The sequence below is a fragment of the Actinocrinis puniceicyclus genome (assembly GCF_018283645.1).
Classification (GTDB): domain Bacteria; phylum Actinomycetota; class Actinomycetes; order Streptomycetales; family Catenulisporaceae; genus Actinocrinis; species Actinocrinis puniceicyclus.
Genome location: NZ_JAGSXH010000006.1, coordinates 76,541 through 101,540 on the forward strand (window position 1 = coordinate 76,541; position 25,000 = coordinate 101,540).

The window sequence follows — 25,000 nt, forward strand, 5'->3', positions numbered from 1 at the left end:
CCCCGCGCGGTGACCGTCTACCTCCTGGGTTTCTTCCTCACCAACGTCGGTGTGGGCGGATTCACGCTGGTGACGGGTCTCGCGCTCTACCGCCAGACCGGAAACGCCTCCGCCTTCGGCTTCCTGGTGGCCATCGAGTACGGCCTCGGCTTCGTCGGCCAGTCCGTCGGCGGCAGCGTCCTCGACCGCCGCGGGGTGCTCGGGGTGGCGTTGGCCTCCAACACGATCCGGGCCGTGATGGTGCTCGTCGGCGGAGCCCTGCTCTGGGGCGGCTTCGGCGAGCTCGCGCTGATCATCGCCTTCCTGCTGTCCGCGTTCATCCGCCCGATCTACCGCTCGGCCAGCTTCGTCCTCGCCCGATTGGTCAGCCCGGTGGAGGCCCGGCCCCGTGTCAACGCCCTGCGGTTCGCGTTGCTGCAGGTGGCGCAGCTGAGCGGAATGGGCGTGGTGGCCGGCCTCTACGCGGTACTGCCGGTCGGCAGCGTGGTGTGCGTGGTCGGCGCGCTCTTCTTCGTCGGCACGGCCACGATCGCCATGCTGCGCGTGGCCGTGCACGACGCGACGGCGGTCGACGGCGACGCGGCCGGGGCCAGGGTCTCGCTGCTGGAGAACTGGCGCCAACTCGGGCGCGTACTGAGCGCGAACGCGGGACTGCGCATGCACCTGATCCTCGGCGCGCTGCCGGCCGTGATCACCTCGCTCGCCACCGTGCTGGTGGCCCCGGTGAACGCGGCGTTCGGCGGCAAGTCCTTCGGCGTGGCCGTGCTCGACGGCAGCGCCTCGCTCGGCGCGCTGCTGGCGGTGCTGCTGGTACGGCGAATCGGCGGCCAGCGTTCCGCGCTGGTCGGTGTGTCCTGCGCGATCGCGGTCGGCGCGCTGCTGCTGCTGGCCGCGTCCGGATCGCTGACCGTGGCCGGCGCCGCGTTCCTCCTCCTGGGAATCGCCGCCGCGCTCGGGGCCACCAGCCTCGACACGCTGTTGCAGACCCGCGCCTCGGCGGCCATCCTCGGCCGGCTGGCGATCACCCAGGAGTGCGCGATCTCGCTCACCGCGATCGCGCTGATCCCGTTGTCCGGGCCGCTGACCGAAGGTCTCGGCGTGCACGGCACGGCGCTGCTCTACGGCGGCGTCACCGTCTGTTACCTGCTCGTGTTCGTGCTGGCCACCGCGACGCTACGGGACCGGCTGTTCAGCACACCCGCCGACATGCCCTCCGTGCCCGTCGGCTGATCCACCCGATCCGTTCACCCGAACGGCCGGTCCCACTCACCATCCGCACCGTTCACCGCCGGACGCGCCGCAAGGAAGCGACGGGCCGTCGCCCTGCCCTGCCCCCGCCCGAGAAAGCAGGTTTCGATCATGGCTGAACTCGACTGGGCCAACGTCCTGGACCGCCTCTTCGACCAGCCCGAAGACCCCCAGGCACGCGCCTGGGCCACCGCGGCCGTCGCCGAGGGACGCTGCACGCCCGGGCAACGCCGCGCTTTCGGCCTGCTCGCCGGCGGCCGCGACATCCTGGACCTGCTCACCGAGACCCCCGCCACCGTCCGCGACCTGCTCGCCTCGGCCGAGCCGCAGAGCCTGGCCGAGCCGCCGGCCCCGGGCGAATGGAGCGCGCTGCAGATCGTGCACCACTTCGCCGACAACGAAGCGGTCAACGCCGTGCGCATCCGCTCGATCCTGACCGAGGACACACCGGAGATCTTCGGCTACGACTCCGAGCCCTGGACGCGGTTCTTCGACATCGAGCCGATCCACGACGCGCTCGACCGGTTCGTCACGGCGCGGCGCAACACCGTCGCCCTGGCGCGTTCGCTCAGCCGGGAGGACTTCGACCGCCGCGGCGTGCTCTCCTACCGCGGCGCCGAATCCGTGCGAGTGCTGCTCGCGGTCCTGGCCGGCCACGACGACGACCACCTCGACCAACTGCGGGCCACCGTCGCCCCGCACCGCTGAGTACGGCCGAGCGCCACAGCGCCTTCGGGCGAGCGTCGCCACCGAGCGCCCGCGCACGCCAGGGGGCGCTCCCGTCCACGCAAAGCCTCTATCCCGAAACCAGGAACACGATGTTCAGCGAACTCAAGCAGACCGTGCTCGACGCGGACCTGTGCGCCTCCTGCGGAGCCTGCGCGGCGGTCTGCCCTCAGAACGTCCTCACCATCGGTCCGGACCAGACGATCCCCCGGCCGGCCCCCGGCCTGACCGACGAGACCTGCGGCAGCTGCACCCTGTGTGTAGACGTGTGCCCGGGCCGGGACACCGCGGTGCCCGAGTCGGAGCAGCGCATGTTCGGCCGCACCCGCACCGCCGAGGAGCGGTGGACCGGTATCTTCCTGCACACCTATCAGGCCAGGGCGGGCGCGCCGGCCGTCTGGCAGGCCGCCTCGGCCGGCGGCGCCGCCACCGGGCTGCTGGTCGCAGCCCTCGAACAGGAGCGGATCGACGCGGCACTGGTGATCGGCCGGGACGAGGAGCGTCCCTGGGTGCCGGTGGCCCGCCTGGTCGAGACCGCGCAGGAGATCATCGACTGCGCGCAGGCGACCTACTGCATCACGCCGAACCTGCAGGAACTGCGCGACGCCCCGTACGAGCGGATCGGCCTGGTCGGCCTGGCCTGCCAGATCGAGGCCGTCCAGCGCATGCGCAACCTGCCCGAGCCGCCGCCGGCGCTGCGCAAGATCGCACTGACCCTGGAGATCGGCTGCGCCTCGAACACCAAGCGGGAGGGCACCGAGCACCTGATCGAGAACCGGCTTGGACTGCCGCTGATCGAGGTCGGCAAGCTGAAGTACCGGGCCGGCACCTACCCGGGCGAGTTCACCGTCTGGGACCGCGAGGGCGAGCGGCACACGCTGCCCTTCCACGAACTCGTGCTCGACTTCAAGAAGTTCAAAACCTTCCGCTGCCTGGCCTGCCCCGACTGGTGGAGCGGCCTGGCCGACATCTCCATCGCGGACGGCGACCCCAACATCTTCCGCACCAGCCGGTCGGGCGAGCTGACCGAGAAGGCCTCGGTCCTGCTGACCCGCACGGCCGTGGGCCAGGAACTGGTGGACGCGGCGGTGGCCGACGGCTCACTGCTGGTGTCCGAACAGACGTTCATTCCCTCGGAGAGCCTCGGGCTGCAGCGTAAGCGGCACCGCTACGCCACCTACGCCGAACGGCACCCGGGGACGATCCCGCAGCCGCCCGTGCAAGAGGAGGCCGTGCAGGCTTTGAACGACGATGAGCTCATCGAGCTGATGAGTGGCCGATGAACACCGCCGAGACGATCGCCGAGCAGGTGTTCGGTCCGCCGGACGCGCAACCGGACCGCGTCTTCATCGGCGCGCCGCACCACGACGCCCACCGGCCGGCCGATCTGACGCCGCATCCGGACAAGGCGATCTCCCAGCGCGCGACGATCCTCGCCGCACTGGCCGACGGGACGTCCCGGATCCGTGGACTCGCAGACTGCCACGACACCCGCAACAACCTACGGGCCCTGACCCGGCTCGGCGTGGCGGTGCGGCCCGAGGGACCGGCAACGGTCACGATCACCGGCCGGGACGTGGCCGCGTTCGCCGAGCGGGACGTCGATCTCGACGCGGGCAACAGCGCGACCAGTTCGCGGCTGCTGCTCGCGCTGCTGGCCGGCGGCCGTGGCCGGTACACGGTCACCGGGAACGCCTCGCTGCGCGGACGGCCCATGGGCGAGGTCATCAGGCCCCTGCGTCAACTGGGCGCGCACCTGACCGAGCTCGAGGCCGCGGACCGGCTGCCGGTGCGGATCGACGGCGTACGGCTGCACGGCGGCGAGGTCGCGGTGCAGGCCCACTCCGCCCAGCCCGTCTCCGCGCTGCTGTACGCGGCCGTCTCGGCCGCCGGACCGGTGATCATCCGCCGCCGCACCGCGGCGCGCGACCACACCGAGCGACTGCTGCGCTGGACCGGAGTGCAGGTCGAGGAGAGCGAGACCCGGCTGCGGGTGCTGCCCGCCCGGCCGCGGGCCTTCGACCTCGCGATCCCCGGCGACCCCTCGGCCGCCGCATTCCTGGCCGCGCTGCATTTGGCCGCTGCGCCCGGACGCGAACTCGCGTTGCACGAGGTCTGTCTCAACCCGCGGCGCACCGGATTCTTCGCGGCAGTCGCGGCGATGGGCGCCAAGGTGGACCTCGAGCCGCGCGGCGCGGACGGACCGGAACCGGTCGGCACCGTCCGGGTCAGCCGGACCGGCCGGCTCAACAGCACCGTGATAAGCGGGCCGCAGCTGATCCAGAGCGCCATCGACGAACTCCCACTGCTCGCGGCGCTGGCGGCGACGGCGGACGGACCGGTGGTGATCGCGGACGCGGCCGAACTGCGCGGCAAGGACACCGACCGCATCGCCACCACCATCGACCTGCTCACCGCCTTCGGGGTCCGGGCGCGGGCGAACGCCGACGGGCTCAAGGTGACGCCGACCCCGCCGCAGGGCCCGCCGGTACTGGAACTGCCCGCAGACCACCGGGTGGTGTTCGCGGCCTTCGTCCTCGCCCTGCTCGCCGGCGGCGGAACCGAGTTGCGCGGGGTCGCCGCCGCGGCCACCTCCAATCCCGCGGCGCTCGGCGAACTCGCCCGGTTCGCCCGGATCGAGGCCCGGTGACCGAGACGCCCGACGTTCCCGCCGCCCGCCGGCCGGGCGGGCGCGGCTACGCGGTGGTCGCCGGCGGCTCAGGGTTCCTCGGCTCGGCCGTGTCCGACCGGCTGCTCGCGGCCGGGTACGAGGTGGTCGTGCTCGACCGCGTCGCACCCACCCGGCCGGGGACGGCCTGGATCGAGACCGAACTGACCGACGAGGCGGCGGTCGGCTCGGCCGTCGCGCGACTGCTGGCCGAACGCGGCGCCCCGGCTGCGCTCGCCCTATGCCAGGGTTGGTCCCCGAAGGGCCCGGACGGGCTGCCGGTGGCCGAGGAACTGGTGCCGCTCGCGCAGTTCCGGGAGGTTCTCGAGGTCAACCTGACGAGCTGTTACCTGCTGCTGCGCTCCTTCGCCCCGGTCATGGCCGAGGCCGGCGCGGGCCGGGTGGCGCTGATCGGTTCGGCCGCCGCACGCACCGGCCGCACCACCGCGGGCGCGGCCTACGCCGTGGCGAAGGCGGGCCTGGAGGCGCTGGTGCGCGGCTTCGCGGTGCGCTTCGCGCCACAGCACGTCCTGATCAACTGCGTCGCGCCGGGGAAGATAGCCAACCCGGCGTGGCCCGACGCACCGCAAGCCGTGGCGCGCTACCGCGAACAGATCCCGGTCGGCCGGCTTGCCGCGGCCGAGGAGATCGCCGAGGTGATCGCGTTCCTGCTGTCCGACACCAACTCCTATCTCACCGGCCAGACCCTGATCGTCGACGGAGGACGACTCGCATGAACGACCCGTATCACCGGCCCGCCTATCTCGAGGACTTCGCGTGGAGCGAGTTCGAGCAGGCCGCCGCGCACGTCCCGTACTGGATCCTGGTCGCGGGCAGCACCGAGCAGCACGGTCCGCACCTGCCGCTGGCCGCGGACACACTGGTGGTGCAGAAACTCGCGGAGATCTCCGCGGCACGGCACGGTTCGATCATCCTCGGCAGCATCCGGTCCGGCGTGCTGCACGCCTTCCAGGACTTCCCCGGCGGCCAGCGGGTTCCGGCCGAGATCCTGATCGGTCAGGCGGTCGCGATGGGCCGCACCGCCGTGCCGTACAGCAACAGGCTGCTGATCCTCAACGGCCACGACGAGAACCACGAGCCGCTGATCCTGGCCGCGCGCGACCTGGCCGAGCGCCACGGCACCGACGTCGTGGTGGTCGAGTGGGCGCAACTGGTCAGCGACGTCATCCGCGAGGTCTCCAGCTCCACCAGCGAGTCGCACGCGGGCGAGGGCCTGACCTCCGTGTTCCTGCACTGGTATCCGCAGCGGGTACGCACCGAGGCGATCGCCCCGGGCACGGTGCCGGCGGGCGAACTGACCCGAGACGACCTGCACGTGAGCAAGCGGGCGCACCACGTCGCGCGGTTGCGGCGCGAGGACGTGCCGAGCGGGGTGCTCGGCGACCCCACCGCGGCCGAGGCGAAGAAGGGCCGGATCGTCACCGACGCGCTGGTCGAGCGGGTCGACGCGCTGGTGCGGGAAAGAGGCTGGGTATGACCACGCATCGGTTCGACACCGCCCCGCACTCCCCGGCCCTGCGCGTGCTGGCCGCACGGGAGAGCCCGTCCATGGCCGCCACCATCGGCAACGACATCGGCGTCGCGCTCACCCGCGGCCGCGGCACCAGGGTCTGGGACGAGGACGGCCGCGAGTACCTGGACCTGACCGCGGGCTCCGGGGTGCACGCGCTCGGCCACGCGCACCCGGCGGTCCTGGCCGCGATGCAGGCCCAGCTGGCCGAGTTCGCCCACGGCGGTTGGCAGTTCAGCTGCCCGGCCCGGGCCCGGCTGACCGAACGGCTGTGCACCGTACTGCCCTGGCCCGACCCGATGATCCTTTGGTGTACCACGGGTTCGGAGGCCGTCGAGGCGGTGCTCAAGGTCGCGCGCGCGGCCACCGGACGGCGCCAGGTGCTCGGCTTCCTCGGCGGCTACCACGGCAAGACCTCCGGCGCGCTCACGGTGACCGCGAACGCGGCCTTCCGCGCAGACGTGACCGAGGTGCCGGTGGCCGGGCTCTCGCTGCCGTATCCGGTCGCGCCGGGCCACGTGCCTCCGGGGGCCGCGCCGGGCCGCGGGCACCGCTTCGGCCAGGAGATCCTGGACCACCCCGACTTCGGCGGCGCGGACGTGGCCGGGCTGATCGTGGAGACGGTGCAGGGGGCCGGCGGCATGCAAGCCGCCGCGCCCGGGCTGCTGACCGAGCTGCGCCGGCACACCGCCGAGCGCGGTCAGCTCCTGATCCTGGACGAGATCTTCACCGGTTTCGGCCGTACCGGAGCGATGTTCGGGTTCTGCCACGAGGACGTACAGCCCGACCTGGTGGTCCTGGGCAAGGCGCTCGGCGGCGGCCTGCCGGTCGCCGCGGTCGCCGGGCCGCGCGAACTGCTCGGCGCGCTCGCCCCGCTGCGGCAGACCAGCACATTCTCCGCGAACCCGGTGGCGTGCGCGGCCGGCGTCGCCGTGCTCGACGTCCTACAGACGCAGCAGATGCCGGCCCGGGCGGCGGTCGCCGGCCAACGGCTGGTCGACGCGGTGCGCGCGCTGCAGGTGCCCGGCGTGCGGCTGGAGGCCATCGGCCGCGGCCTGATGACGGGCGTGCGCGTGGCGCAGGCCCCTGACACCGACCGCGGCGCCTTCACCCGCGGCGTGGTGCGCCGGATGCGCGAAGCCGGCGTGCTGGCTCTGCGCGGCGGAGCCGACGGCGCGGTGATCAAGTGGACGCCGCCGCTCAACATCTCCGACGCGGACCTCGACCTGTCGGTCGAGGTGCTCGCCGCCGCACTCGGCGGACAGGCCGAGGCGGCTCAGGACCGGCACACAGCCGAGCGGGTGGAGGTATGACCGGCACCGTCCAGCCGCTGTGGTGGGGCCGGGTGTTCACGGCCGAGGGCCGCGGCGGCAACCACACGGCGGTGCTGCCGCCCGGCCCGGCCGGCGCGCCGCACGCCGACCGGGCGGCCATCGCGGCGGCGCTGAACGTGCCGGACACCGGATTCGTCCTCGACGACGCCTCCGGCAGGATCCTGATGCGCACCTTCTCCCCGGTGGAGGAACTCGCCCAGTGCGTGCAGACCTCGCTCGCCGCCGTGGTCGCGCTCGATCTGCCGGAAGGTGTCGCGCACCCGGTCCGGCACGTCGAAGGCGAGGAACTGCACGTGTACCGGGAAGGCCAGGTGTGCTGGGCCCGGCAGGAAGCCGACTCGCCAGCGCGCCTGGAAGAGGCGAGGTGGCCTGAGTTCGTGCACGCCGATCCCGATCCGCACCGCCCGCCGGTGATCGTCCGTCAGGCGCGCAGCCGGGTGCACCTCGGCTGCGCCGACGCCGGGCAGCTGGACGCACTGCAGATCGACCCGGCCGACGTACTGGCCCTGTGCGCGGCGAGCGGCACCAACGGCCTGGTGCTCGCGGCACCGCTCACGGCGGGCGTGCTCCGCGTCCGGGTGTTCACCACCTCCCTGGCCGGCACCGAGGACTCCGCCACCGGCGGCGCGGTCCTGGACGTGGGCCGGCTGGAAGCCCGGCACGGCGTGCGCGGCGACCTGCTCGCGATCCAGGGTCCGGACGCGCCGCAGCAGCGCAGCCATCTGCACCTGCGGGTAGCCGGGCCGCACACGGTGGAGCTCGGCGGCCGGGTGCTCACCTTGGCCCGCGGAACCTTGGAGCTGCCGTGACCGGCCTTGACAGCACGCCGACACCACGGCTCTACCACCGGGCGGCGGACCTGCCGGATGTCGCGCCCCTGCTGGCCGGTGAGGTGCTCTACGCCAAACCGGACTGGCTCGCGTACTGCGAGGCCTCCGCCGGCGGCCGGATACGTCACGTCGTGCTCGAGGACGCGGCCGGCCGGGCCGTGGCCATGGCCACCTACCGGATCGTGCCGGACGAGAACGTGCTCTCGCTCTACGACCTGTCCTCGCTGCTGCCTGCGCCCCCGGCCGGGGACGCGCCGGGCAGCGCGGGTTCCAACGCCGCGAAGGAGCCCCTCCGCGCGGCGAAGTCTCTGGTGTTTCCCAACGCCGTGGGCGCGGTCTCGGGCGCGCACTGCGTCCTGCTGACCGACTCCGGCGCCGACCCGGCCACCCGCTCGGCGCTGCGCCGGGCGCTGGTGCGGGCGGTCGCGCAGCACGCGGCGCAAGAAGGCTGCGACACGGTGGGCTTCCTGTACCTGCGCGACCGCGATAGCGCGCAGGACGTGGCCGAGGCGCTCGGCGACGCGTGCGCGGCGCCGTTCCCGGTGGCGGCCCAGATGCAGCTCGCCGGCGGCTGGCCCGACTTCGAGGGCTACCTCGCGACGCTGCCGAGCCCGCGCCGCAACAAGATACGCCGGGAACGCAAGCAGTTCCTCGAAGCGGGCATCCTCACCCGGGCCGTGCCCGGTACAGTCGCCCTCGACGAGGACACGGCCCGGCTGCAGCTCGCCCTGCGCCGGCGCTACGGCGCCGGCGGTACGACCGCGTCGATCCTCGCTGACTACGAGCACCTGCACGCGAGCGTCGAGGAGCGCGTCCTGGTGTTCCGGTGCGAACGCGAAGGGCGGCTGGTCGGCGTGAGCCTCGCCCTGCTCGACGGCGACCACCTGCACGTGCGCCTGGCCGGCTTCGACTACGGGGCCCTGGCCGCGGACTTCGCGTACTTCAACGCCGTCTACTACGAGCCTGTCCGCTGGGGCATCGAGCACGGCATCACGCGCTACTCCTTCGGTACCGGCACGTACGGCGCCAAGCTCGCCCGCGGTTGCCGGCCGTCACTGCTGTGGGGCGCCGTACTCTGGCCGGCCGAACTGCGCGAAGCGGCCGCGGCGGCCACGGCCGAGCGCGGCGCCGCCCTGCTGACGTCCCTGGGCCTCGCCCCCGCATCCGATCCGCCGGCGGGCGCCGACGACCGAATACAAGGAGCACACAGATGAGCACCGAGACCGGGCCGGGTACGGACACCGGCGCGCGCCGCCGCATCCTCGTGGTGGACGCGCCCGGCGGCCCGCACCCCTCGCTCTACCTCCCCTCGCTGCTACGCCACTTCGCCGTCGACGCACTCTGGCTCGACGTGGAGGCCCCGGCGGCCAGGGCGAGACGGATCGAGGCGCTGGCCGCAGTGACGGCCCAGGCGGGCCGGCTCTCCTCGGTCACCGGGCCCGAGCAGGTTCCGGCCGCCCTCGCCGAGATCCTCGGCGCCGGCGGTGTGGACGGAGTCGTCGCGTTCAGCGAACGGGTCGTGCACATGGCCCAGCGCGCCGCCTACGCGGCCGGTCTCGCGGCCAACCCGCCGACGGCGCTGACCGCGCTGCAGGACAAGAGCGTCCAGCGGGCCATGCTGCGCGCCGCCGGGCTGCCCGTCCCCGCCGTGCTTGAGCTGCGCGAAGAAGCGGACGTGGCCGCCGCGATGGCGTCGGCGCGCTTTCCCGCGGTACTCAAGCCCGCCGTGGGCATGGGCAGCCTGGCCACGTTCCGGGTGGCGCACGCCGCGCGGCTGCCCGGCCTGTGGGAGCGGGCCCGGGCCCTGGCGCACGCCGACAAGCGGGTGGGCCATCTTCGCCCGGCGCTGCTGCTCGAGGAGGAACTGCTCGGCGACCCGGCCTTCGCCCACGACGCACTCGGCGACTACCTGTCCGTGGAGGCGCTCGTCGTCGAGGGCGAACTCCACGTGCTGGCGGTCTCGGACAAACTGCCGCTCTCCCCGCCGTTCCGGGAGAACGGCCACATCCTGCCCGCGCTGCGCCCCGCCGCCGAATACGAGCCCGCGGTCGAGCACGTGCGGCAGGCGCACGCCGCGCTCGGCATCCGCTTCGGCGCCACGCACACCGAGGTCAAGCTCACCGCGCACGGACCGCGAGTGATCGAGGTCAACGGCCGGGTCGGCGGCAGCGTACCGGAGCAGTTGCTGCTCACCGCGGGCTACGACCTCCCGCTCAACCTGGCCAGGGTCTCGGCCGGCCTGCCGCCGCAGACCGGACCCGTACATCGCCGCTGGTCCGCCTACCTCACCGCGCAGCCTCCCGGCGGACGCCACCGCGTGCTCGACGGACCGTCAGCCGAGCAGCTGGCCGCGATCCCCGGCGTGGCCACGGTGCATCAGGTGGTGCGCCCCGGCGAGAGCGTCGACTCGGCGGACGGCACCGCGAGCAACCTGCTGCGGGTGGTGACGGCGGCCGACTCACCGGAGGAGCTGTTCGCGCTCGCGGCGCACTTCGCCGACCCCGCCACCTTCGTCCTGCAACCCCTCGAACCCACGCGAGAGGAGACCCCCGTGTCCCCAAGCCCCAGCCGGATCCGGGTCTTCATCGGGGAGCCGTCCTCGATCGACCCCTGCAACGGCTTCGAGCACGACGGCGCGCTGCTCCTGCGCTTCCTGGCCGACCCGCTGGTCGACTACGATCCGGCCACCGGCCGGCCCCACCCGGCGGCGGCGCAGTCCTGGACCGTCTCGGCGGACGGCCGCGCCATCGACTTCACCCTGCGCCCCGGCGTCCTGTTCCACCACGGCCGCGAAGTCACAGCCGCCGACTACGTCTACTCCCTGTCGCGCGTCGCGCGCCCGGCGACCGGCTCCAAGCTCGCCTACCACCTCGCCTGTGTCGAAGGATACGAGGACGTACGATCGCACCGCTCCCAGGTGCTGAGCGGAGTCGTCGCCCTCGACGAGCGCACCCTGCGCGTCACCCTGGTGCGCCCGTTCCACGAGGTCGCCTCGGTCTTCGGACACCGCGTCACCGCGGCGGTGCCCGAAGAACTCGCGGAGAAGGACCCCGAGCTCTTCCGCACGCACCCGGTGAGCACCGGCCCGTACCGCATCCTCGAACCCTGGGTCCCCGGCCGCGGCCTGACCCTTGAGCGCTTCGCCGGCTACCACGGGGCCGACGAGGCCTTTCCGGACGGCGGCGCCGGCCATCTGGACCTGCTCGAGTTCCGCATCTACGACGAACTCGAGGAGGCGTACCGGCACTGGCACGAGGGCCGGCTCGACGTGGTGAAGGTACCGCCGGCCCGGATCCCGCAGGCGCTGGCGCTCGGCGAGAGGTTCCGGCGCACCCCGTGCGCGCTGATGCAGTACATCGGTTTCCCGACCGACGTGGCGCCGTTCGACGACCCGCACGTGCGGCGGGCGGTGGCGCTGGCGGTGGACCGGCAGGCCGTGATCGACGCCGAGTTCAGCGGCACCCGCCCGCTGGCGCAGCGGATCGTGCCGCCCATGCTCGCCGGTGCCGGGCCGGCGGATCTGACCGGCGTGCGCTACGACCCGGCCGCGGCCAGGGCTCTGCTCGAAGCCCGCGGTATCAGGCCGGTGACCACCGCGTTCGCGTACAACGCGGGACTCGGTCACGACCGCTGGGTGCGGACCGTGGTCGATCAGCTCAACGAGAACCTGGGCTGGCATATCGAGCCCCGGCCGATGCAGTGGACCGAGTTCCTGCGCTGGCTCGGCGGCGCCGACACCCTCTTCCGGATGACCTGGGCCATCGACTACCCGTCAGTGGACAACTTCCTCTACCCGCTGTTTCACTCCGCGTCGATCGGCGAGGACAACTTCACCCGCTACCGCAGCGCGCAGGTCGACGAACTGATCCAGACCGCCCGCGCCACCGCCGACGAGGAGGAGCGCCGCGCCCTGTATCAGGAGGCGGAATCCGTGGTCTGCCGGGAGCTGCCGCTGCTGCCGCTCTGGTTCGGCGTCCAGTACCACCTCGTGCACCTCGAAGACTTCGACGTGGACGGCCCGGTGGTGGACATGTTCGGCGAGCCGGTGCTGCGCAGCTTCCGTCCGAAGAGACCGGCAGCGCGGCGATGCGCTTGATGCGCCCCGTGATCCAGGGGCGGTTCACGGCTCCCCGCAACACCACAGCGCCGGAATCGTCCCCGCGAGTGATGGCTGCCAGCGCATCGGCCTTGTCCCCGGACTACCGTTGCCCGCTCGGCCCTGCGCCCCCGTCCAGGCGCCGGGAGCCGGACGCGGCGTTCGTTGCCGGCGGCCGGGATCGCCGGGCGCGCCGGCGCCGTATCGTGCGTTTCGTCGCGCCCAGCGGGTTCGTGGCCAGCGCGTCCCTCACACGGCCGAGTTGAACGCGTCCCCGCACTTTTCGAATGCTTCGCGCGCGGCCCAGAGCCGCGCGTTGGCGCTGGTCGTCTCGCCGAGTTCCTGAAGCACCAGACCGAGGTGGAGTTCGCACTCCGCCGCCGCCCACCAATCCCCGAGTTCGCTGAACGCTTCACTCGCCTGGCGTAGGTGCATCCGCGCGTCGGCGTGCTCGCTGGAGTGGTTACCGCAACCAGCCACCCAGCGACCCCGAGCCCGCTGCGCCACCACGCGCCGTCCCCGCGGACACTTTACCCGCCATACCAGCGGCCGACACGGCCAGCCCCGACGCTCAGGACACTGATGTCACGGCCAGGTTCGATGAGCCGCCATCGAGGCGGTCTGGCCGCGGGCGGTCACGCAGACCTGTGTGGTGCACCTGCTGAGGGCACAGCGGACCATCCCGCTGCCCGATCTCGCGCTGCAGGCGCTGACAGACCACGTAGAGCGCGTACCCCTGGCGCCGTGTGGACTGCTGTTCACCACGCCCACAGGCAAGGCCCTCAGCCCCGCGATCTTCCACGCGATGCCGCACCGTACCAACCAACTTCCGGACGTACGCTCGCCAATCGCTCGCACACTACCCGGGTAAACGTGTTGCGATCACTCGATTCCCGTAGGTCGTCGCGTCCGTATCCGTGATCTGTTTCGAGGATCGATCCAGTCAGGCGCTGGAGCAACTGGCGGAGGTCACTGGTTCGGGGGACGGTTGCCTGCCGCCGGTTTGCCGTCACGGTTGTGGTCCTGTCGTTGCATGAGGGTGGGCGGCGGTAATCGTGGTGCGTGAGCGTGGGGTTTGCGGGCACGATGGCGCGGTGCTCAAGCGTTCCCGTGCCGCCACCGTCCATACTGCTGCCGCGATGACGTCGGCTGCGGATCGTCCTGCCGTCGCCCAGCCGATTCCTGATCTTCCGTCCCTGATTGCCGCCGCGCGCTCCGGGTCGGCCGACGATGTCGACCGGCTTGGCGCAGTGTTGGTGGAGTGCGCGCTGTCGGGCACTCAGGACGCTGGTGTCCTGCTTGCTGCGCTCGCGCGGGAACCGGCGTTGCTGCTGCGCCTCGACGGGATCGCCCGGCACCGTGACTATTACGGCTACCTGCCGGTGCGTCGCGGGGCGTGGGTCGATCAGGCATGCGCCCGGTTCGACGCCGCCGGGGGATGCCTGGATCCGGTGGTGCTCGCGGTCGCGTCGCTGGCGGCGGACGGGTGGGTGCGTGAGCGAGCGGTCGCGGCGATGGGTGTGCGGCCGGTGCCGGAGCTGATGCCGTTTCTGGTGTTGCGGACTGCCGACTGGGCGGGGCCGGTGCGTGAGCGCGCGTGTGCGGCGCTCGCGCTCGCTTTGCACTGGGATCCTGGGTATGTGGGTTTTGCCGGGCCGATGGCGGCGCGTCTGGTCGGGCGTACGCGTGCGGATTTCGCACTGTCACAGGTGAACGCGGTCCTGTCGCGTTTGACGGACGAGCAGTTCACGCGGCTTCTCGCCGGCCCGCAGCCGCTGCTGCGGCGCGTGGTCGCGGCGCAGGCTGGTCGCTTTCGGCTGCCGGAGCTGGTGCACCTCGCGCTGGCCGAGTCCGATCCGAGGACGCGTGATCTGCTGGCGGAGACGGCGGCCCGCGAGGCCCTGTGGAGCGGGAGGCATGAGTTCCTGCACCGGCTCGCCGCGGCGCGCAGCGCGGATGTGCGCGCCATCGCGCTGGCCGGGTTGCTGCGTGCGGGACTGGCGGATCAGGTGACGGAGCATCTGGCGGATCCGAGCCCGATGGTGCGGGCGACGGCGCGGTTCGCCGCCCGCACGGCTGGTATCGACGTGCTCGAACGCTACCGGGCCCTGCTGCGCGGTGGGCGTGTGGAACCGGGTGCGGTGCTCGGGCTGGCCGAGGCCGCCGTGAACGGCAACGCCGGGGCCGACATGGCCCGTGACTTGGTCGAGCCGTTCGTGGCCGACGGCGTGCCGCAGGTGCGTGCGGCGGCGGTGACCGCGTTGCGGCTGCTTGGCGTGCCCACCCTCGCGTTGATCGCGCCGCTGCTGGCCGACCCGGTGCCGGTGGTGGTGCGTGCGGCGGTCGCCGCCGTCGAATCTGCGGGTCTACAGGTTGAGTCGGCTCAGCTGCTGGCCCTGCTGGGTGATCCTGCGCGGCCGGCGGGCGCGCGGCGTGCACTGTATCGGCTCTGTCGGCGGCAGCATTCCGCGCTGAGGGTGGCGGGCGCACTTGTGGCCGCGGCGGCGGACGATCCGAAGCTGGTCACGTGGGCGACGGGTGACTTGCGGGAGATGGCGGTGCCGGGCGGCTGGCCGCGACGGCCCTCGACGCTGCGCGTCGATCTCGCCGGGCAGGACCTGGTGCCCGACCTGGAGACCCGGATCCAGCAGGCGCGGCCGGTGCTGCCGCCCGACGTCTACAACGTGCTGGCCGCCGCCGTCGCGTGACGTTGCGCCCGAGTAGGCAGCGGTGCCGGACGGAGTTCAGGCGATGTCGGAGCGTTCCCAGCCGGGTGGGAGTTTCACCGCCCGCCAAGTCGGCATGGCCATGGGCGTCGCCCTGCTCGGCTCGCTGATCGCCATGCGAGACTCGCTGCTCGGCCTGCGCGTCAGCACCCTGCTGGTCGCGTTGTGCTTCCTCACGATTATCGTGCTCAGCCTGCGCTGTGTGCCCCGCAAGGAACATCAGGTGTGATGAGGCCCGCGCGGGCACTGCGCTCGTGCGCGACCTTCGTCCGCCGAGCCGGCGGAAAGGCGCTGATTCCACCCGCCCTCCACCCGCGTGCGCGCCCACACGGCCATCTGGTCGAGGGCTCCTCGCTTCCGATCCCATCGACCGAAACGGCTGACATGTACGTCAAGCAACTGTGGAGGTACCCGGTCAAGTCGCTGCGCGGCGAGATGCTCACGCAGGCCGAGTTCACTGCGGGCGGTCTAGGCGGCGACCGTGTGATTCACGTGCGGCGACGCAACCAGGTGCTCACCGCGCGCACCCGCCACGGTCTGCTCGGACTCGCCGGGACGACCGACCAAGAGGGCCGCGTCCTGATCAACGGCCGGCCCTGGGACGACCCGCGATCGGCGGACCTCGTGCGCTTCGTGGCCGGGGCGGACGCCGACCTGGCCTGTCACGCGGGCCCTGAACGCTTCGACGTGTTGCCGCTGCTCGTGGCCACGGACGGCGGCATCGACGCACTCGGCCGCGACGGACGCCGGCTGCGTCCCAACATCGTCATCGGGGCAGTACCCGGGCTTGCCGAACGTGACTGGCCGGGCAGGGCGCTGCGCATCGGCGAGACGCTGCTCGGCGTCGACTCGCTGCGCGGGCGCTGCGTCGTCACCACGATCGACCCGGACACCGGGCGACAGGACCTCGAAGTCCTGCGGCGGATCATCCGCGAATTCGACGGCACGATGGCGCTCAACTGCTGGGTCGCGCACGGCGGCCGGATCCGGCAAGGCGATCCGGTGGAACTCGTCGACGCATCCCTGGAGGCCCCCGACGCCGGAGGATGGATCCGCGGCGTGCCGTATCTCGTTCCCTGACATTCGGCTCTCGCCGACCTGGCCGGGTATCAGGGCGCAGGCCGTTGACGGCGTCAATGTAGGTTGACGGCTTGGCTTGGTCAACCTACATTGACACCATGAGCGATGGAGTACAGCTCGCCCAGGAGGCGGGCAGCCGCGACCCCGCGGTCGGGCTGCGGGCGGTGCGCGCACTGCGCGAACTCGCCGAAAGACTCGAGAAGCTGCAGGTAGAACACGCGCGCACGCTCGGCTGGTCGTGGCAGGAGATCGCGGTCTGCCTCGGCGTGAGTCGGCAGGCGGTCCACAAGAAGCACGGCGGCGGCCGGCGAATTCTCACAAAGGAGCGGTGACGATGTTCGAACGGTTCACCGAGGGTGCGCGCCAGGTCGTCGTGCTTGCCCAGGACGAGGCCCGGAAGCTGTGCCACCACTACATCGGCACCGAGCATCTCCTGCTCGGCCTGCTGGTGGAGGGCCGTGGCCCGGCCGCGCAGGTGCTGGACGAGCGCGGCCTGCGCGCCGCGGACCTGCGTCGCAGGATCCTGTTGATCGTCGGCGGCGAGGGACTGGATCCCGAGGCGCTGGCCACCCTCGGAATCGATCTGGACGAGGTCAGGCGGGCGACCGAGTCGGCCTTCGGACCTGGCGCGCTCGATTCCACCGGACGCAAACCTCCCACCGGCCACATTCCGTTCACCCCACGGGCCAAGAAGGTCCTGGAGCTGTCACTGCGCGAGGCGCAGCGCCTCCAGCACGGATCCATCGGCACCGGCCACATCCTGCTCGGCCTCATCCGCGAGGGTAAGGGCGTCGCGGCCAAGGTGTTGGCCGACGTCGGATGCGACCTCGACGGCCTCCGAGACGACATCACCCGAATGATCGAGCCGACGACCGAATGACCCCACGGTTGATCCGACCCGGCTGACCCACACGCGCAAACGCGACCGCACCGGAAGTGTCCCGGCTGCCCGTGGTTTTGGTGGGTGGGTGCGTTTCTTCTGGAGGGACCTCGCTGCTGGCCAGTACGGACGCACCGGCCATGCATCTGCACCCACACCAGCTGGCTTGCTGCCGTCCCCGGAACTGAGGACATGGGATGCCAACCGTGCTTGGCGGCATACGAGGCAAGGAGGCTGATCAATCGGACCGCCGTGCCTATCCGGGCGGAAAGTTTCACCGGGCGGCGACCGGCGGCGCACAGGAGCCGACCGTCGAATCGGTTCGGAAGGCAATGGTCAGCTACTTCGCGAAGACTGGCTGATCTTCAGCGGGTCCCGGCGAACCTATGGCCGATCCTTGCGTGCTCGCCGATGCCCCGCCATCTTCACCGACGAGGTCCGGCAAACTCGTGTACACATCCCATCTCTTCTGGGCGGGCTGTGCGCCCGCCCGACCGCGTGGACCGTGAACGCTGCGCAAGTCATGAGGAGGTCGCGTCATGCGGTGGCAGAGGTGGGCGGCGGTGCCGATTGGCTGCGCACGAACGGAATCCGGGGCAGCGCTTCGGCGGCACTCGATTCGGCTGGTGGTCGCCGTGGCCGCGGTTGGCGCGGCATTGCTCGCGGCGGTGTTCTCGGCCGGACCGGCTGTCGCCCGGCCGGCCGAGTCGGGCGCGAGCGCTGCGGCGGTACAGGCGACGGGGACGCAGCGTGGGCCGGACCCGACGATCGCGATGATCGAGGCGACCCGCGGGCCGTTCGCCACCGCGCAGGTCAGCGCTCCGTCCGGCAACGGGTTCGGCGGCGGGGTGGTCTACTACCCGACGGACACCACCCAGGGCACCTGGGGCGCACTGGCGATCGTGCCCGGGTACAGCGCGCTGTGCTCCACCGAGGAGGCCTGGATGGGCCCCTGGCTCTCCTCGTTCGGCTTCGTCGTGATCTGCACCGAGACCAACACCCGCACCGACAGCGACAGCCAGCGCGCCGCCGAACTCCAGGCCGCGCTGACCTGGCTGACCACCCAGAGCCCGGTCAAGAGCGAGGTCGACCCGGCCCGGCTCTCCGTGCTCGGTCACTCCGCGGGCGGAGCCGGGGCCATGGAGGAGGCCGAACAGCACCCCGAGCTGCGGGCGGCCATCGGGCTGGCTCCCGGCTTCCCCGGCCAGGGACTGACTCTGGCCACTGACACGGTGCCCACGCTGATCGTCGGCGGACAGAACGACGGGACCGTCACGCCGTCGTATCTCAGCAACCTGTATGGCACGCTCCCGGCCTCGACGCAGAGCGATTTCGCGCAGATCGCCGGAGCGGACCACGTGTACTACACGCACGCGAACAACATTGAGATGAAGCTGATCATCCCGTGGCTCAAGGTGTTCGTGGACAGCGACACCCGCTACACACAGTTCCTGTGCCCGACGCTGCCGGACCCGTCCACGATCTCCGCCTACCAGCCCAAGTGCCCGTACGTGCCTTCGGGCGGCAGCACCCCGCCGCCGCCCACGTCGGTCGCGATCGTCGGCACCGGCTCGGGGCGTTGCGTGACCGTGCCCGGCGGGACGCAGACCGGCGGCACCCAGGTGCAGTTGGCGGATTGCGCCGGCGGCACCAGCCAGCAGTGGACGAACACCGCCACCGGCCAGTTGCAGGTGTTCGGCACCAGCTGCCTCGACGCGAACGCGCGGGGCACCAGCCCCGGCACCAAGGTGATCATCTGGTCGTGCAACGGCCAGCAGAACCAGCAATGGACGGTGCACGCCGACGGCAGCATCACCGGAGTCCAATCAGGGCTCTGTCTTGACGCCACCGGCGCGGGGACGGCCAACGGCACGCCGCTTGAGCTGTGGACCTGCAACGGCGGCAGTAACCAGAAGTGGACCCTACAGTAGGAGGCTCGTTCCATGCCCGCTTCGGACTCGATCCCAGAGCACCAGCACCAGCTCACGCGTCGCCGGCTGGTGGCCACCGGCGTGGGTGCGGCCGCCGCGTTCGGCCTGCCGCGCTTCGCCCCTGCGGCTTCTGCGGCCTCTGCGAACGCCGTTGCCCGCAGCTACGCCGCGACTGGCGCCGCCGTCGCGTCCGTCGACCTGTCCGGGTCTTGGAGTTTCACCCCGGTCGGCCAGGGCACGACGTCGATCATGGTGCCCGGGGGCGGCTGGTACAAGCAGGGCTTCACCAACGTGGGCGAGGCGGTGTACTCGCGCAGCATCACCGTGCCGGACTCGGGGCAGCCGCAGTCGGTGTGGATCGAGTTCGGCGTGGTGAACCACCAGGCGACGCTGTCGGTGGACGGACGCGTGGTCGGCACCCAGACCACCGCCTTCACCCCCTCGACGTTCGACATCACCGCGTACGTGACGCCCGGCAGCACACACACGATCAGCGTGGACGTCAAAGGCCGCAATGCGCTGAAGAGCTCGTCCGGCAACTATCTGGTGCCTGTCGCCGCCGACTGGTGCGAAGCGGTCCCTCAGGGCATCTTCCGCTCCGCGTTCCTGCGCGTGTATCCGGCGGTCTACGTCAGCGACGCGTTCGTGCGTACCTCGGTGGCCAACCAGAGCCTCACCTACGACGTGTCGGTGACCAACACCTCGGGCAGTTCGCGCTCGGTGACGCTGACCGGTTCGCTCGCCTCCGACAACGGCGCATCGTTCAGCTACCCGACACTGCCGAGCGCGACCGTCACGGTGGCCGCGCATTCGACGGCCAAGGTGACGGTCGGTCCGGTGGCCTGGAACCTCGGCACCACCTCCTACTGGTGGCCGAACGTGCCCTACCGCTCCGGCTACCGTGCCCAGCTGCACGATCTATCCGTGCACGCATCCACCGACGACGGCCACACCAGCGACGCCACCTACCGGTTCGGATTCCGGGAGTTCACCCAGAACGGCTCCTACTACTACCTCAACGGCATCCGCGCGAACCTGCGCGGCGACAACCTGCAGGGCGCCGACTACGACCGGGTCAACAACGGCGGCGTGGGCGACGCCTACGACACGTTGCCCGGCTTCCTGCCGCCGTCGGGCACCAACGGCGGCTGGCCGCAGGCGGTCGACAACTACCAGCGGCTCAACTACAACGTGGTGCGCATCCACCAGGAGCCGGCCAGCCCCTACATGCTCGACGTGGCCGACGAGATGGGCCTGATGATCATCGACGAGACCGCCATCCGCGGCTCCAACAACACCCAGGACTTCGTCGCCGGACACGACAACATGGTCAATCACGCCCGCGCACTGGTGCTGCGCGACCGCAACCACCCCGCGGTCATCCGCTGGAGCCAGGCCAACGAGCCGACCGGCAGCACCTTCGACTCCCAGCAGTTCGAGCAGGACCTGTACGCGGCGATGAACGGCAACGACGGCACCCGGCCGATCAGCGTCGACGCGGGTGTCGGCACGTCACCGAACCACTACCCGAACATGACGTACGCCAACTTCAACCTCGTGCCGCACTACCTGGACGGCTTCGGCCACTACGGCGACCAGGTCTGGTCCGGGACCGGCCGCCCCACCGGCGACGGTGAGTACATCTGGCCCGCCTGTAACAACAAGCAGGGTTTTGAGTGGTTCGCCACTTCCACGGCCGCCAAGCGCGGCAAGGACGCCAGCGACCTGCGCCCCTACACGCTGCTGTCCGCCTGGGCCGGGTTCGTGCCCGGTGTGAAATCCACCGACTTCACCCCCGAAGAAGGCGGGCACCCGATCTACGGCGCCGACAACCTGACCGATCCCTGGAGCAACCCGCAGATCCAACGGATCCAGGCCGCGTTCAACCCCATCGCCGCCCTGGACCTGCCCTACTGGTCGGCCTCCGGCGTCTCGAACTCCAACGGCGACTTCCCGCTGGCCGCATCAGTGCCCTCATACGCCTACGGCAGCACCGTGACAAGGAACATCACCGTCTTCAACGACGACTTCGCCGGCACCTCCGTCGGCTTCACCTGGACGGCGCACCTGGACCAGCCCACCGGCACGGTCATCGCCACCGGCACCAGCACCCTCACCATCCCGCTCGGCTCCCGCGTCACCCAACAGGTCACCTTCACCGCCCCGGCCAGCGGCTCGCGGATCTACCTGGTGCTGGCCACGAGCAAGTCCGGCACCACCACCTTCAGCGACGCGGCCGAGTACTTCACCCTGAGCGGCGGCTCCAGCGGCGGCCCCACGCCGGGCACGTACCACATCGTCAACCGCAACAGCGGCAAGCCCCTCGCCATCGCCGGCAACTCCACCGCCGACGGCGCCAAGGCCGTCCAGCAGACCGGCGGCGCCGCGTGGACCATCGCCACTACATCGGGCGGCGCCTACACCCTGACCTACACGGCCACCGGCAAGGTGCTCGACGTCAACGGTGGCTCCTCGGCCGCGGGCTTACAGCTGGAACAGTGGACCGCCAACGGCGGCACAAACCAGCAGTGGTACCTCAAGCCCACCGGCGACGGGTATTACACCATCGTCAGCCATGACAGCGGACTGGTCGCGGACGTGTACGGACGCTCAACCAGCGACGGAGCCCAAGTCGTGCAATGGACCGCCAACGGCGGCACCAACCAACAGTGGCAGCTGGTGCCGAGCTAAGCTTGAGATTTGAGGTCTGGGATGGCCTCCTGGCACTTCGCGCTGAGGTGATGGGTTTGTATAACCGTCTTGTCATGGCGGCGGAACGTTGCGCGCGAGACTCGCCATGAGCGTGATATCCGATTTGTCGTAGACCGGTCGGCGGGGTTTCGGCGCGTTCCTGCTCCCGCGTGGGCGTCCCGGGCCGGGCCGCGTGGGTTTCGCCGCGCCGGCCGGGGGCGCCCAGGCGCGCGCGGAAGCGACGGAAACCGGCCCGGACCCGGCACGGCGTCGGCAACACGCCGGGCGCGGTCTTGCGCTGCCAGGGCCGGGGCTGGTCGGCCACCAGGGATGCGGCGGGCCGCAGTTGGGCGTAGCCGGCGATCACCACGGCAATCCAGCGGTCGGTCGCCTCGGCCGAGAGCAGGCGGGCTCGGCACCTGCTGGCCTTGGCCGACCTGGCCGATGTGCCGGGCGCCGCCCGCTCCACGATCGCCGACATGATCCAGGAGGCGATCCGCACCCATGCGCCGCTGCCCGACCCGCAGGACGTGCGTGCCCGTATCACCGTCGGCGTTCCGATTGACACCGTATTGACCGTGGGCCAGTTCCTCCTCGAGTGGATCGACGCGAAGAAGGACCTGAAAGCCAACACCCGCCGCTCCTACCGCCAGCAGATCACGCAGTACCTGATCCCTGCGATCGGCCACCACCGCCTCGACCGGCTGCGCGCCGCCCACGTCCAAGCCGCCCTCGACAGGATCGCGCAGGACGCGGCGGCGATCGAGACGACCAACGCCGCCCGTCATGCTGTGGAGGCCGAGGCACGCCAGGCGTGGCGCACTGGGGACCGTGCCGCCGCCCAGGCAGCCCGCGCGAAGTTGGTCGCGATGCCGCCGTTCCGCCGTCCGGCGGGACCCGCCACCGTCCAACGCATCCGTGCCTGCCTGCGCTCGGCACTCACCGACGCCCAGAAGCAGCAGTTGGTCACCGTCAACGTGGCCAAACTGGTCAACCTGCGCTCCGGGCGCCGCCCCAAGCCGAAGGTGTGGACCGACGCGCGCGTCACGGCCTGGCGCGAGGACGGCCAGATCCCCGGCCCGGTTATGGTCTGGACAGCGCCGCAGACCACTGCGTTCCTCGCGCGCGCCGCGTCCCACCGCTCTATCCGCTTTACGCGCTCATCGCGCACTGCGGACTGCGCCGCGGCGAAGCAATCGGCCTGCGCTGGATCGACATCGACTTCTCCACCGGCGAAATCCAGATCGCCCAGCAGATCGTGCAACTCGGCTGGGCGACTGGCCACCGACGACACCAAGTCCGAGTCCGGGGACCGCACCGTCATCGCGCCCCTCGTCGTCCTCAAGGCCATCGCCGTACACCGCAAGAAGCAGGCCGCGGCCCGCTTGGCCTGCGGTGAGGACTGGCAGCAGACCGGCCTCGTGTTCACCGACGACCACGGCGCCTCGCTGCACCCCGACTATGTGCTCGAACAGTTCCAACGCTTGGTCCGCGAAGCCGGCTTACCGCCGATCCGCCTCCACGACCTGCGGCATGGCGCGGCCACCCTCGCCCTGACCGCGGGTGTGCCGATGAAGACCGTCTCCGAGATGCTCGGCCATGCCAGCATCACGATCACTGCGGACACCTATACATCCGTCGTCGACGAAGCCCGTCGTGTTGCGGCGGACGCCATCGCAGACCAACTCGCCGCATAGCCCTTCTCTGAGCGTCGATGCTCCGGACGCCCGCTATAGCGGGCGTCCGGAGCATCGACGCCGGTCCGCGTACGGTCGACGATCACCCGGCGATCGGCCGCCCCACGTCGCTGAACTCCTGCAACGTGGGCGTCTTGCCCAGTTGCGTTGTCGCCCGCACGGCGACGTCCCCTTGCGGCTCAAGCTCAGCCTGACGTTCAATTTAGGGCCTCGTGAGAACCGGGACTAACGGGTCAGTAGCCTGAGTCAAAGATCAACGGCATGAAGCGAGCACGTGTGACCGCAGCGTGACCGCACGTCCACCGATCGGGTGACGATCGAGAGTTTGGAGACAGTTGGGGCAATAAAGAAAGCCCAGCTCACGTGACGTGAAGCTGGGCTTTTCGCTCGGTGCGCCGTCAGGGACTTGAACCCCGAACCCGCTGATTAAGAGTTCAGATATACGAGGCTTTATCCGTACCGGACTGTATCGCCCGGTCCTAATCCGTCCCGTTATGTTCGGGATCTTCAATACGACTCTACCAGCCCGTACCGTGCCGTGCCACCCCGTTCCGGGCAATACGCTCGCCAAAACCGGTCCGATTGGTGGTGGCAAAGCGGCCGGACGTGTGTGCCGCTGGATGGCTCGGTGTGACGCTACTCATATCGCGTGTAGTTATGAGGCGGCGGCTTGGTTGGGCGGTGATGCGTAGCTCAGCGGGAGTCGGTGAGGTTGCGGATTTCGTCGCCGAGTTGGAGGTCTTCGATGTCGTGGCCGCGCTCAAAGCTGCGCATGGTGGCGGGGCCGGTGCCGCTGTCGGCGTGCACCGGATAGCACACTTCCAGGTTGCGGCAGGTGGGGCAGAAACGGCTGGTCACGAAGGGGGACAGCAGGATGGGGGCGCCGTGGTCGAGCAGGTAGAACAGGTCGGTGCCGACGGGTTGGGTGAGGACGAAGCGTCTGAGGTCGAAGTCCGGGTGGCCTCCCATCGTGAGTGAAGCGGTTACCTCGAAAGTTCGCCTGCCCGGTCGGTAGTTGGTTGAGCGGATCAGCAGCCAGGGGAAGTCGGTGAGGAATGCGGCTTCGGTGACTGCGGCCTCAAGCTGATGGCCTGCTTCGGCTGCGCGCAGGGCGCATTCGGGCAAGCTTTGAGGAATGTCGCCGTGGGCAGAGCGGTTGCGTTCGTCGCGCAGCGCGTTGAGGGACTGGAGCAATCCGGTGCGCTGGGTGCTCCCGCCACTGCCCTAAAGTTAAGGGTGGTCTGATGGTGTGTGGGGTGGTTTGACGATCGCTGGTTGCGACTCGATCACGATGTGGACGGTGCGTCAGATATAACAAAGCTCCTGGTAGGACGTGGGTTGTCGAGACACCACGCGCAAAACCAGGAGCTTCGTTGTCTGCCGATTCTGCCATTGGCCTGCCGGGTTCGTCCATGCCGCAGGCCGGTGCCGCCGGCCTGGAGGCAGAGCGGCGGGCGAGGTTGCGCGACGCGGTACTGGCCGGTCCGGCGGCCGTGTCGGCCCGGGCGCTGGACCAGGCGCAGCGTGCGGGGCTGCTGGCGCGGCTGGTCGCGGCCGGGGAT

Annotated in this window: 20 protein-coding genes and 1 pseudogene; 19 read left to right on the forward strand and 2 right to left on the reverse strand. The window is 71.0% G+C overall.

Features of this window, described 5'->3' with window-relative positions; all coding sequences use genetic code 11:
* Positions 1-9: 9 nt before the first annotated feature.
* From KGA66_RS03215 to KGA66_RS03260, 10 genes are all read left to right on the forward strand, one after another.
* Entirely contained in the window at positions 10-1,230 is a 1,221-nt protein-coding gene (locus KGA66_RS03215) for an MFS transporter (RefSeq protein WP_211464299.1), read from the forward strand.
* 129 nt (positions 1,231-1,359) lie between these two features.
* Positions 1,360-1,956, forward strand: coding sequence for a DinB family protein (locus KGA66_RS03220; protein WP_211464304.1), 597 nt, complete (start codon positions 1,360-1,362; stop codon positions 1,954-1,956).
* Positions 1,957-2,066: 110 nt separating this feature from the next.
* Positions 2,067-3,257 carry a Coenzyme F420 hydrogenase/dehydrogenase, beta subunit C-terminal domain gene (locus KGA66_RS03225; protein WP_211464305.1) on the forward strand — a complete coding sequence of 397 codons (1,191 nt, stop codon included), beginning with the start codon at positions 2,067-2,069 and terminating at the stop codon, positions 3,255-3,257.
* Positions 3,254-4,624 carry a 3-phosphoshikimate 1-carboxyvinyltransferase gene (locus KGA66_RS03230; protein ID WP_211464306.1) on the forward strand — a complete coding sequence of 457 codons (1,371 nt, stop codon included), beginning with the start codon at positions 3,254-3,256 and terminating at the stop codon, positions 4,622-4,624. The genes KGA66_RS03225 and KGA66_RS03230 overlap by 4 nt, the downstream gene beginning before the upstream one ends.
* A complete protein-coding gene (locus KGA66_RS03235; protein ID WP_211464308.1) occupies positions 4,621-5,379 on the forward strand; it encodes an SDR family NAD(P)-dependent oxidoreductase in 759 nt (252 codons plus the stop codon). Before KGA66_RS03230 ends, KGA66_RS03235 begins: the two co-directional genes overlap by 4 nt.
* Complete coding sequence (locus tag KGA66_RS03240) at positions 5,376-6,140, forward strand: creatininase family protein (protein WP_211464310.1); 765 nt, start codon at positions 5,376-5,378, stop codon at positions 6,138-6,140. The genes KGA66_RS03235 and KGA66_RS03240 overlap by 4 nt, the downstream gene beginning before the upstream one ends.
* Positions 6,137-7,486 carry an aspartate aminotransferase family protein gene (locus KGA66_RS03245; protein ID WP_211464312.1) on the forward strand — a complete coding sequence of 450 codons (1,350 nt, stop codon included), beginning with the start codon at positions 6,137-6,139 and terminating at the stop codon, positions 7,484-7,486. Before KGA66_RS03240 ends, KGA66_RS03245 begins: the two co-directional genes overlap by 4 nt.
* A complete protein-coding gene (locus KGA66_RS03250; RefSeq protein WP_211464314.1) occupies positions 7,483-8,316 on the forward strand; it encodes a PhzF family phenazine biosynthesis protein in 834 nt (277 codons plus the stop codon). The genes KGA66_RS03245 and KGA66_RS03250 overlap by 4 nt, the downstream gene beginning before the upstream one ends.
* Positions 8,313-9,551, forward strand: a complete 1,239-nt coding sequence (locus KGA66_RS03255) for a GNAT family N-acetyltransferase (RefSeq protein WP_211464316.1) — start codon at positions 8,313-8,315, stop codon at positions 9,549-9,551. The genes KGA66_RS03250 and KGA66_RS03255 overlap by 4 nt, the downstream gene beginning before the upstream one ends.
* Positions 9,548-12,433, forward strand: coding sequence for an ABC transporter substrate-binding protein (locus KGA66_RS03260; protein ID WP_211464317.1), 2,886 nt, complete (start codon positions 9,548-9,550; stop codon positions 12,431-12,433). Before KGA66_RS03255 ends, KGA66_RS03260 begins: the two co-directional genes overlap by 4 nt.
* Positions 12,434-12,682: 249 nt before the next feature.
* Here the strand turns inward: KGA66_RS03260 and KGA66_RS03265 are convergent, their stop codons facing one another.
* On the reverse strand, positions 12,683-12,913 hold the full coding sequence (locus KGA66_RS03265) for a hypothetical protein (RefSeq protein WP_211464318.1): 231 nt from the start codon (positions 12,911-12,913) through the stop codon (positions 12,683-12,685).
* 614 nt (positions 12,914-13,527) lie between these two features.
* On the opposite strand from KGA66_RS03265, the gene KGA66_RS03270 reads away from it, so the two are divergent.
* From KGA66_RS03270 to KGA66_RS03305, 8 genes and pseudogenes are all read left to right on the forward strand, one after another.
* A complete protein-coding gene (locus tag KGA66_RS03270) occupies positions 13,528-15,141 on the forward strand; it encodes a hypothetical protein (RefSeq protein ID WP_211464319.1) in 1,614 nt (537 codons plus the stop codon).
* Positions 15,142-15,184: 43 nt separating this feature from the next.
* Positions 15,185-15,388 (forward strand): hypothetical protein, encoded by a 204-nt coding sequence (locus tag KGA66_RS03275; RefSeq protein ID WP_211464320.1) that lies wholly within the window; start codon positions 15,185-15,187, stop codon positions 15,386-15,388.
* Between the two features lie 155 nt (positions 15,389-15,543).
* Entirely contained in the window at positions 15,544-16,239 is a 696-nt protein-coding gene (locus KGA66_RS03280) for an MOSC domain-containing protein (protein WP_211464321.1), read from the forward strand.
* Positions 16,240-16,337: 98 nt separating this feature from the next.
* Complete coding sequence (locus tag KGA66_RS03285) at positions 16,338-16,571, forward strand: helix-turn-helix domain-containing protein (protein WP_211464322.1); 234 nt, start codon at positions 16,338-16,340, stop codon at positions 16,569-16,571.
* Positions 16,572-16,573: 2 nt separating this feature from the next.
* Positions 16,574-17,101: pseudogene (locus tag KGA66_RS03290) on the forward strand (Clp protease N-terminal domain-containing protein); the annotation flags it as partial.
* Positions 17,102-17,754: 653 nt separating this feature from the next.
* Positions 17,755-19,050 (forward strand): poly(ethylene terephthalate) hydrolase family protein, encoded by a 1,296-nt coding sequence (locus KGA66_RS03295; protein ID WP_312886713.1) that lies wholly within the window; start codon positions 17,755-17,757, stop codon positions 19,048-19,050.
* A gap of 12 nt (positions 19,051-19,062) precedes the next feature.
* Complete coding sequence (locus KGA66_RS03300) at positions 19,063-21,741, forward strand: RICIN domain-containing protein (RefSeq protein ID WP_211464327.1); 2,679 nt, start codon at positions 19,063-19,065, stop codon at positions 21,739-21,741.
* A gap of 428 nt (positions 21,742-22,169) precedes the next feature.
* Positions 22,170-23,438, forward strand: a complete 1,269-nt coding sequence (locus tag KGA66_RS03305) for a tyrosine-type recombinase/integrase (RefSeq protein ID WP_211464329.1) — start codon at positions 22,170-22,172, stop codon at positions 23,436-23,438.
* 693 nt (positions 23,439-24,131) lie between these two features.
* On the opposite strand, the gene KGA66_RS03310 is transcribed toward KGA66_RS03305, so the two are convergent.
* On the reverse strand, positions 24,132-24,632 hold the full coding sequence (locus KGA66_RS03310) for a hypothetical protein (protein WP_211464331.1): 501 nt from the start codon (positions 24,630-24,632) through the stop codon (positions 24,132-24,134).
* Between the two features lie 179 nt (positions 24,633-24,811).
* On the opposite strand from KGA66_RS03310, the gene KGA66_RS03315 reads away from it, so the two are divergent.
* On the forward strand, positions 24,812-25,000 hold a 189-nt coding region (locus tag KGA66_RS03315), incomplete at its 3' end, for a hypothetical protein (protein WP_211464333.1).

What these genes read in the sequence shown, in the direction of transcription:
- KGA66_RS03220 (WP_211464304.1), top strand. Translation starts at nt 1,360, where the DNA reads ATGGCTGAACTCGACTGGGCCAACGTCCTGGACCGCCTCTTCGACCAG.
- KGA66_RS03225 (WP_211464305.1), top strand. Translation starts at nt 2,067, where the DNA reads ATGTTCAGCGAACTCAAGCAGACCGTGCTCGACGCGGACCTGTGCGCC.
- KGA66_RS03230 (WP_211464306.1), top strand. Translation starts at nt 3,254, where the DNA reads ATGAACACCGCCGAGACGATCGCCGAGCAGGTGTTCGGTCCGCCGGAC.
- KGA66_RS03240 (WP_211464310.1), top strand. Translation starts at nt 5,376, where the DNA reads ATGAACGACCCGTATCACCGGCCCGCCTATCTCGAGGACTTCGCGTGG.
- KGA66_RS03245 (WP_211464312.1), top strand. Translation starts at nt 6,137, where the DNA reads ATGACCACGCATCGGTTCGACACCGCCCCGCACTCCCCGGCCCTGCGC.
- KGA66_RS03250 (WP_211464314.1), top strand. Translation starts at nt 7,483, where the DNA reads ATGACCGGCACCGTCCAGCCGCTGTGGTGGGGCCGGGTGTTCACGGCC.
- KGA66_RS03260 (WP_211464317.1), top strand. Translation starts at nt 9,548, where the DNA reads ATGAGCACCGAGACCGGGCCGGGTACGGACACCGGCGCGCGCCGCCGC.
- KGA66_RS03275 (WP_211464320.1), top strand. Translation starts at nt 15,185, where the DNA reads ATGTCGGAGCGTTCCCAGCCGGGTGGGAGTTTCACCGCCCGCCAAGTC.
- KGA66_RS03280 (WP_211464321.1), top strand. Translation starts at nt 15,544, where the DNA reads ATGTACGTCAAGCAACTGTGGAGGTACCCGGTCAAGTCGCTGCGCGGC.
- KGA66_RS03285 (WP_211464322.1), top strand. Translation starts at nt 16,338, where the DNA reads ATGAGCGATGGAGTACAGCTCGCCCAGGAGGCGGGCAGCCGCGACCCC.
- KGA66_RS03300 (WP_211464327.1), top strand. Translation starts at nt 19,063, where the DNA reads ATGCCCGCTTCGGACTCGATCCCAGAGCACCAGCACCAGCTCACGCGT.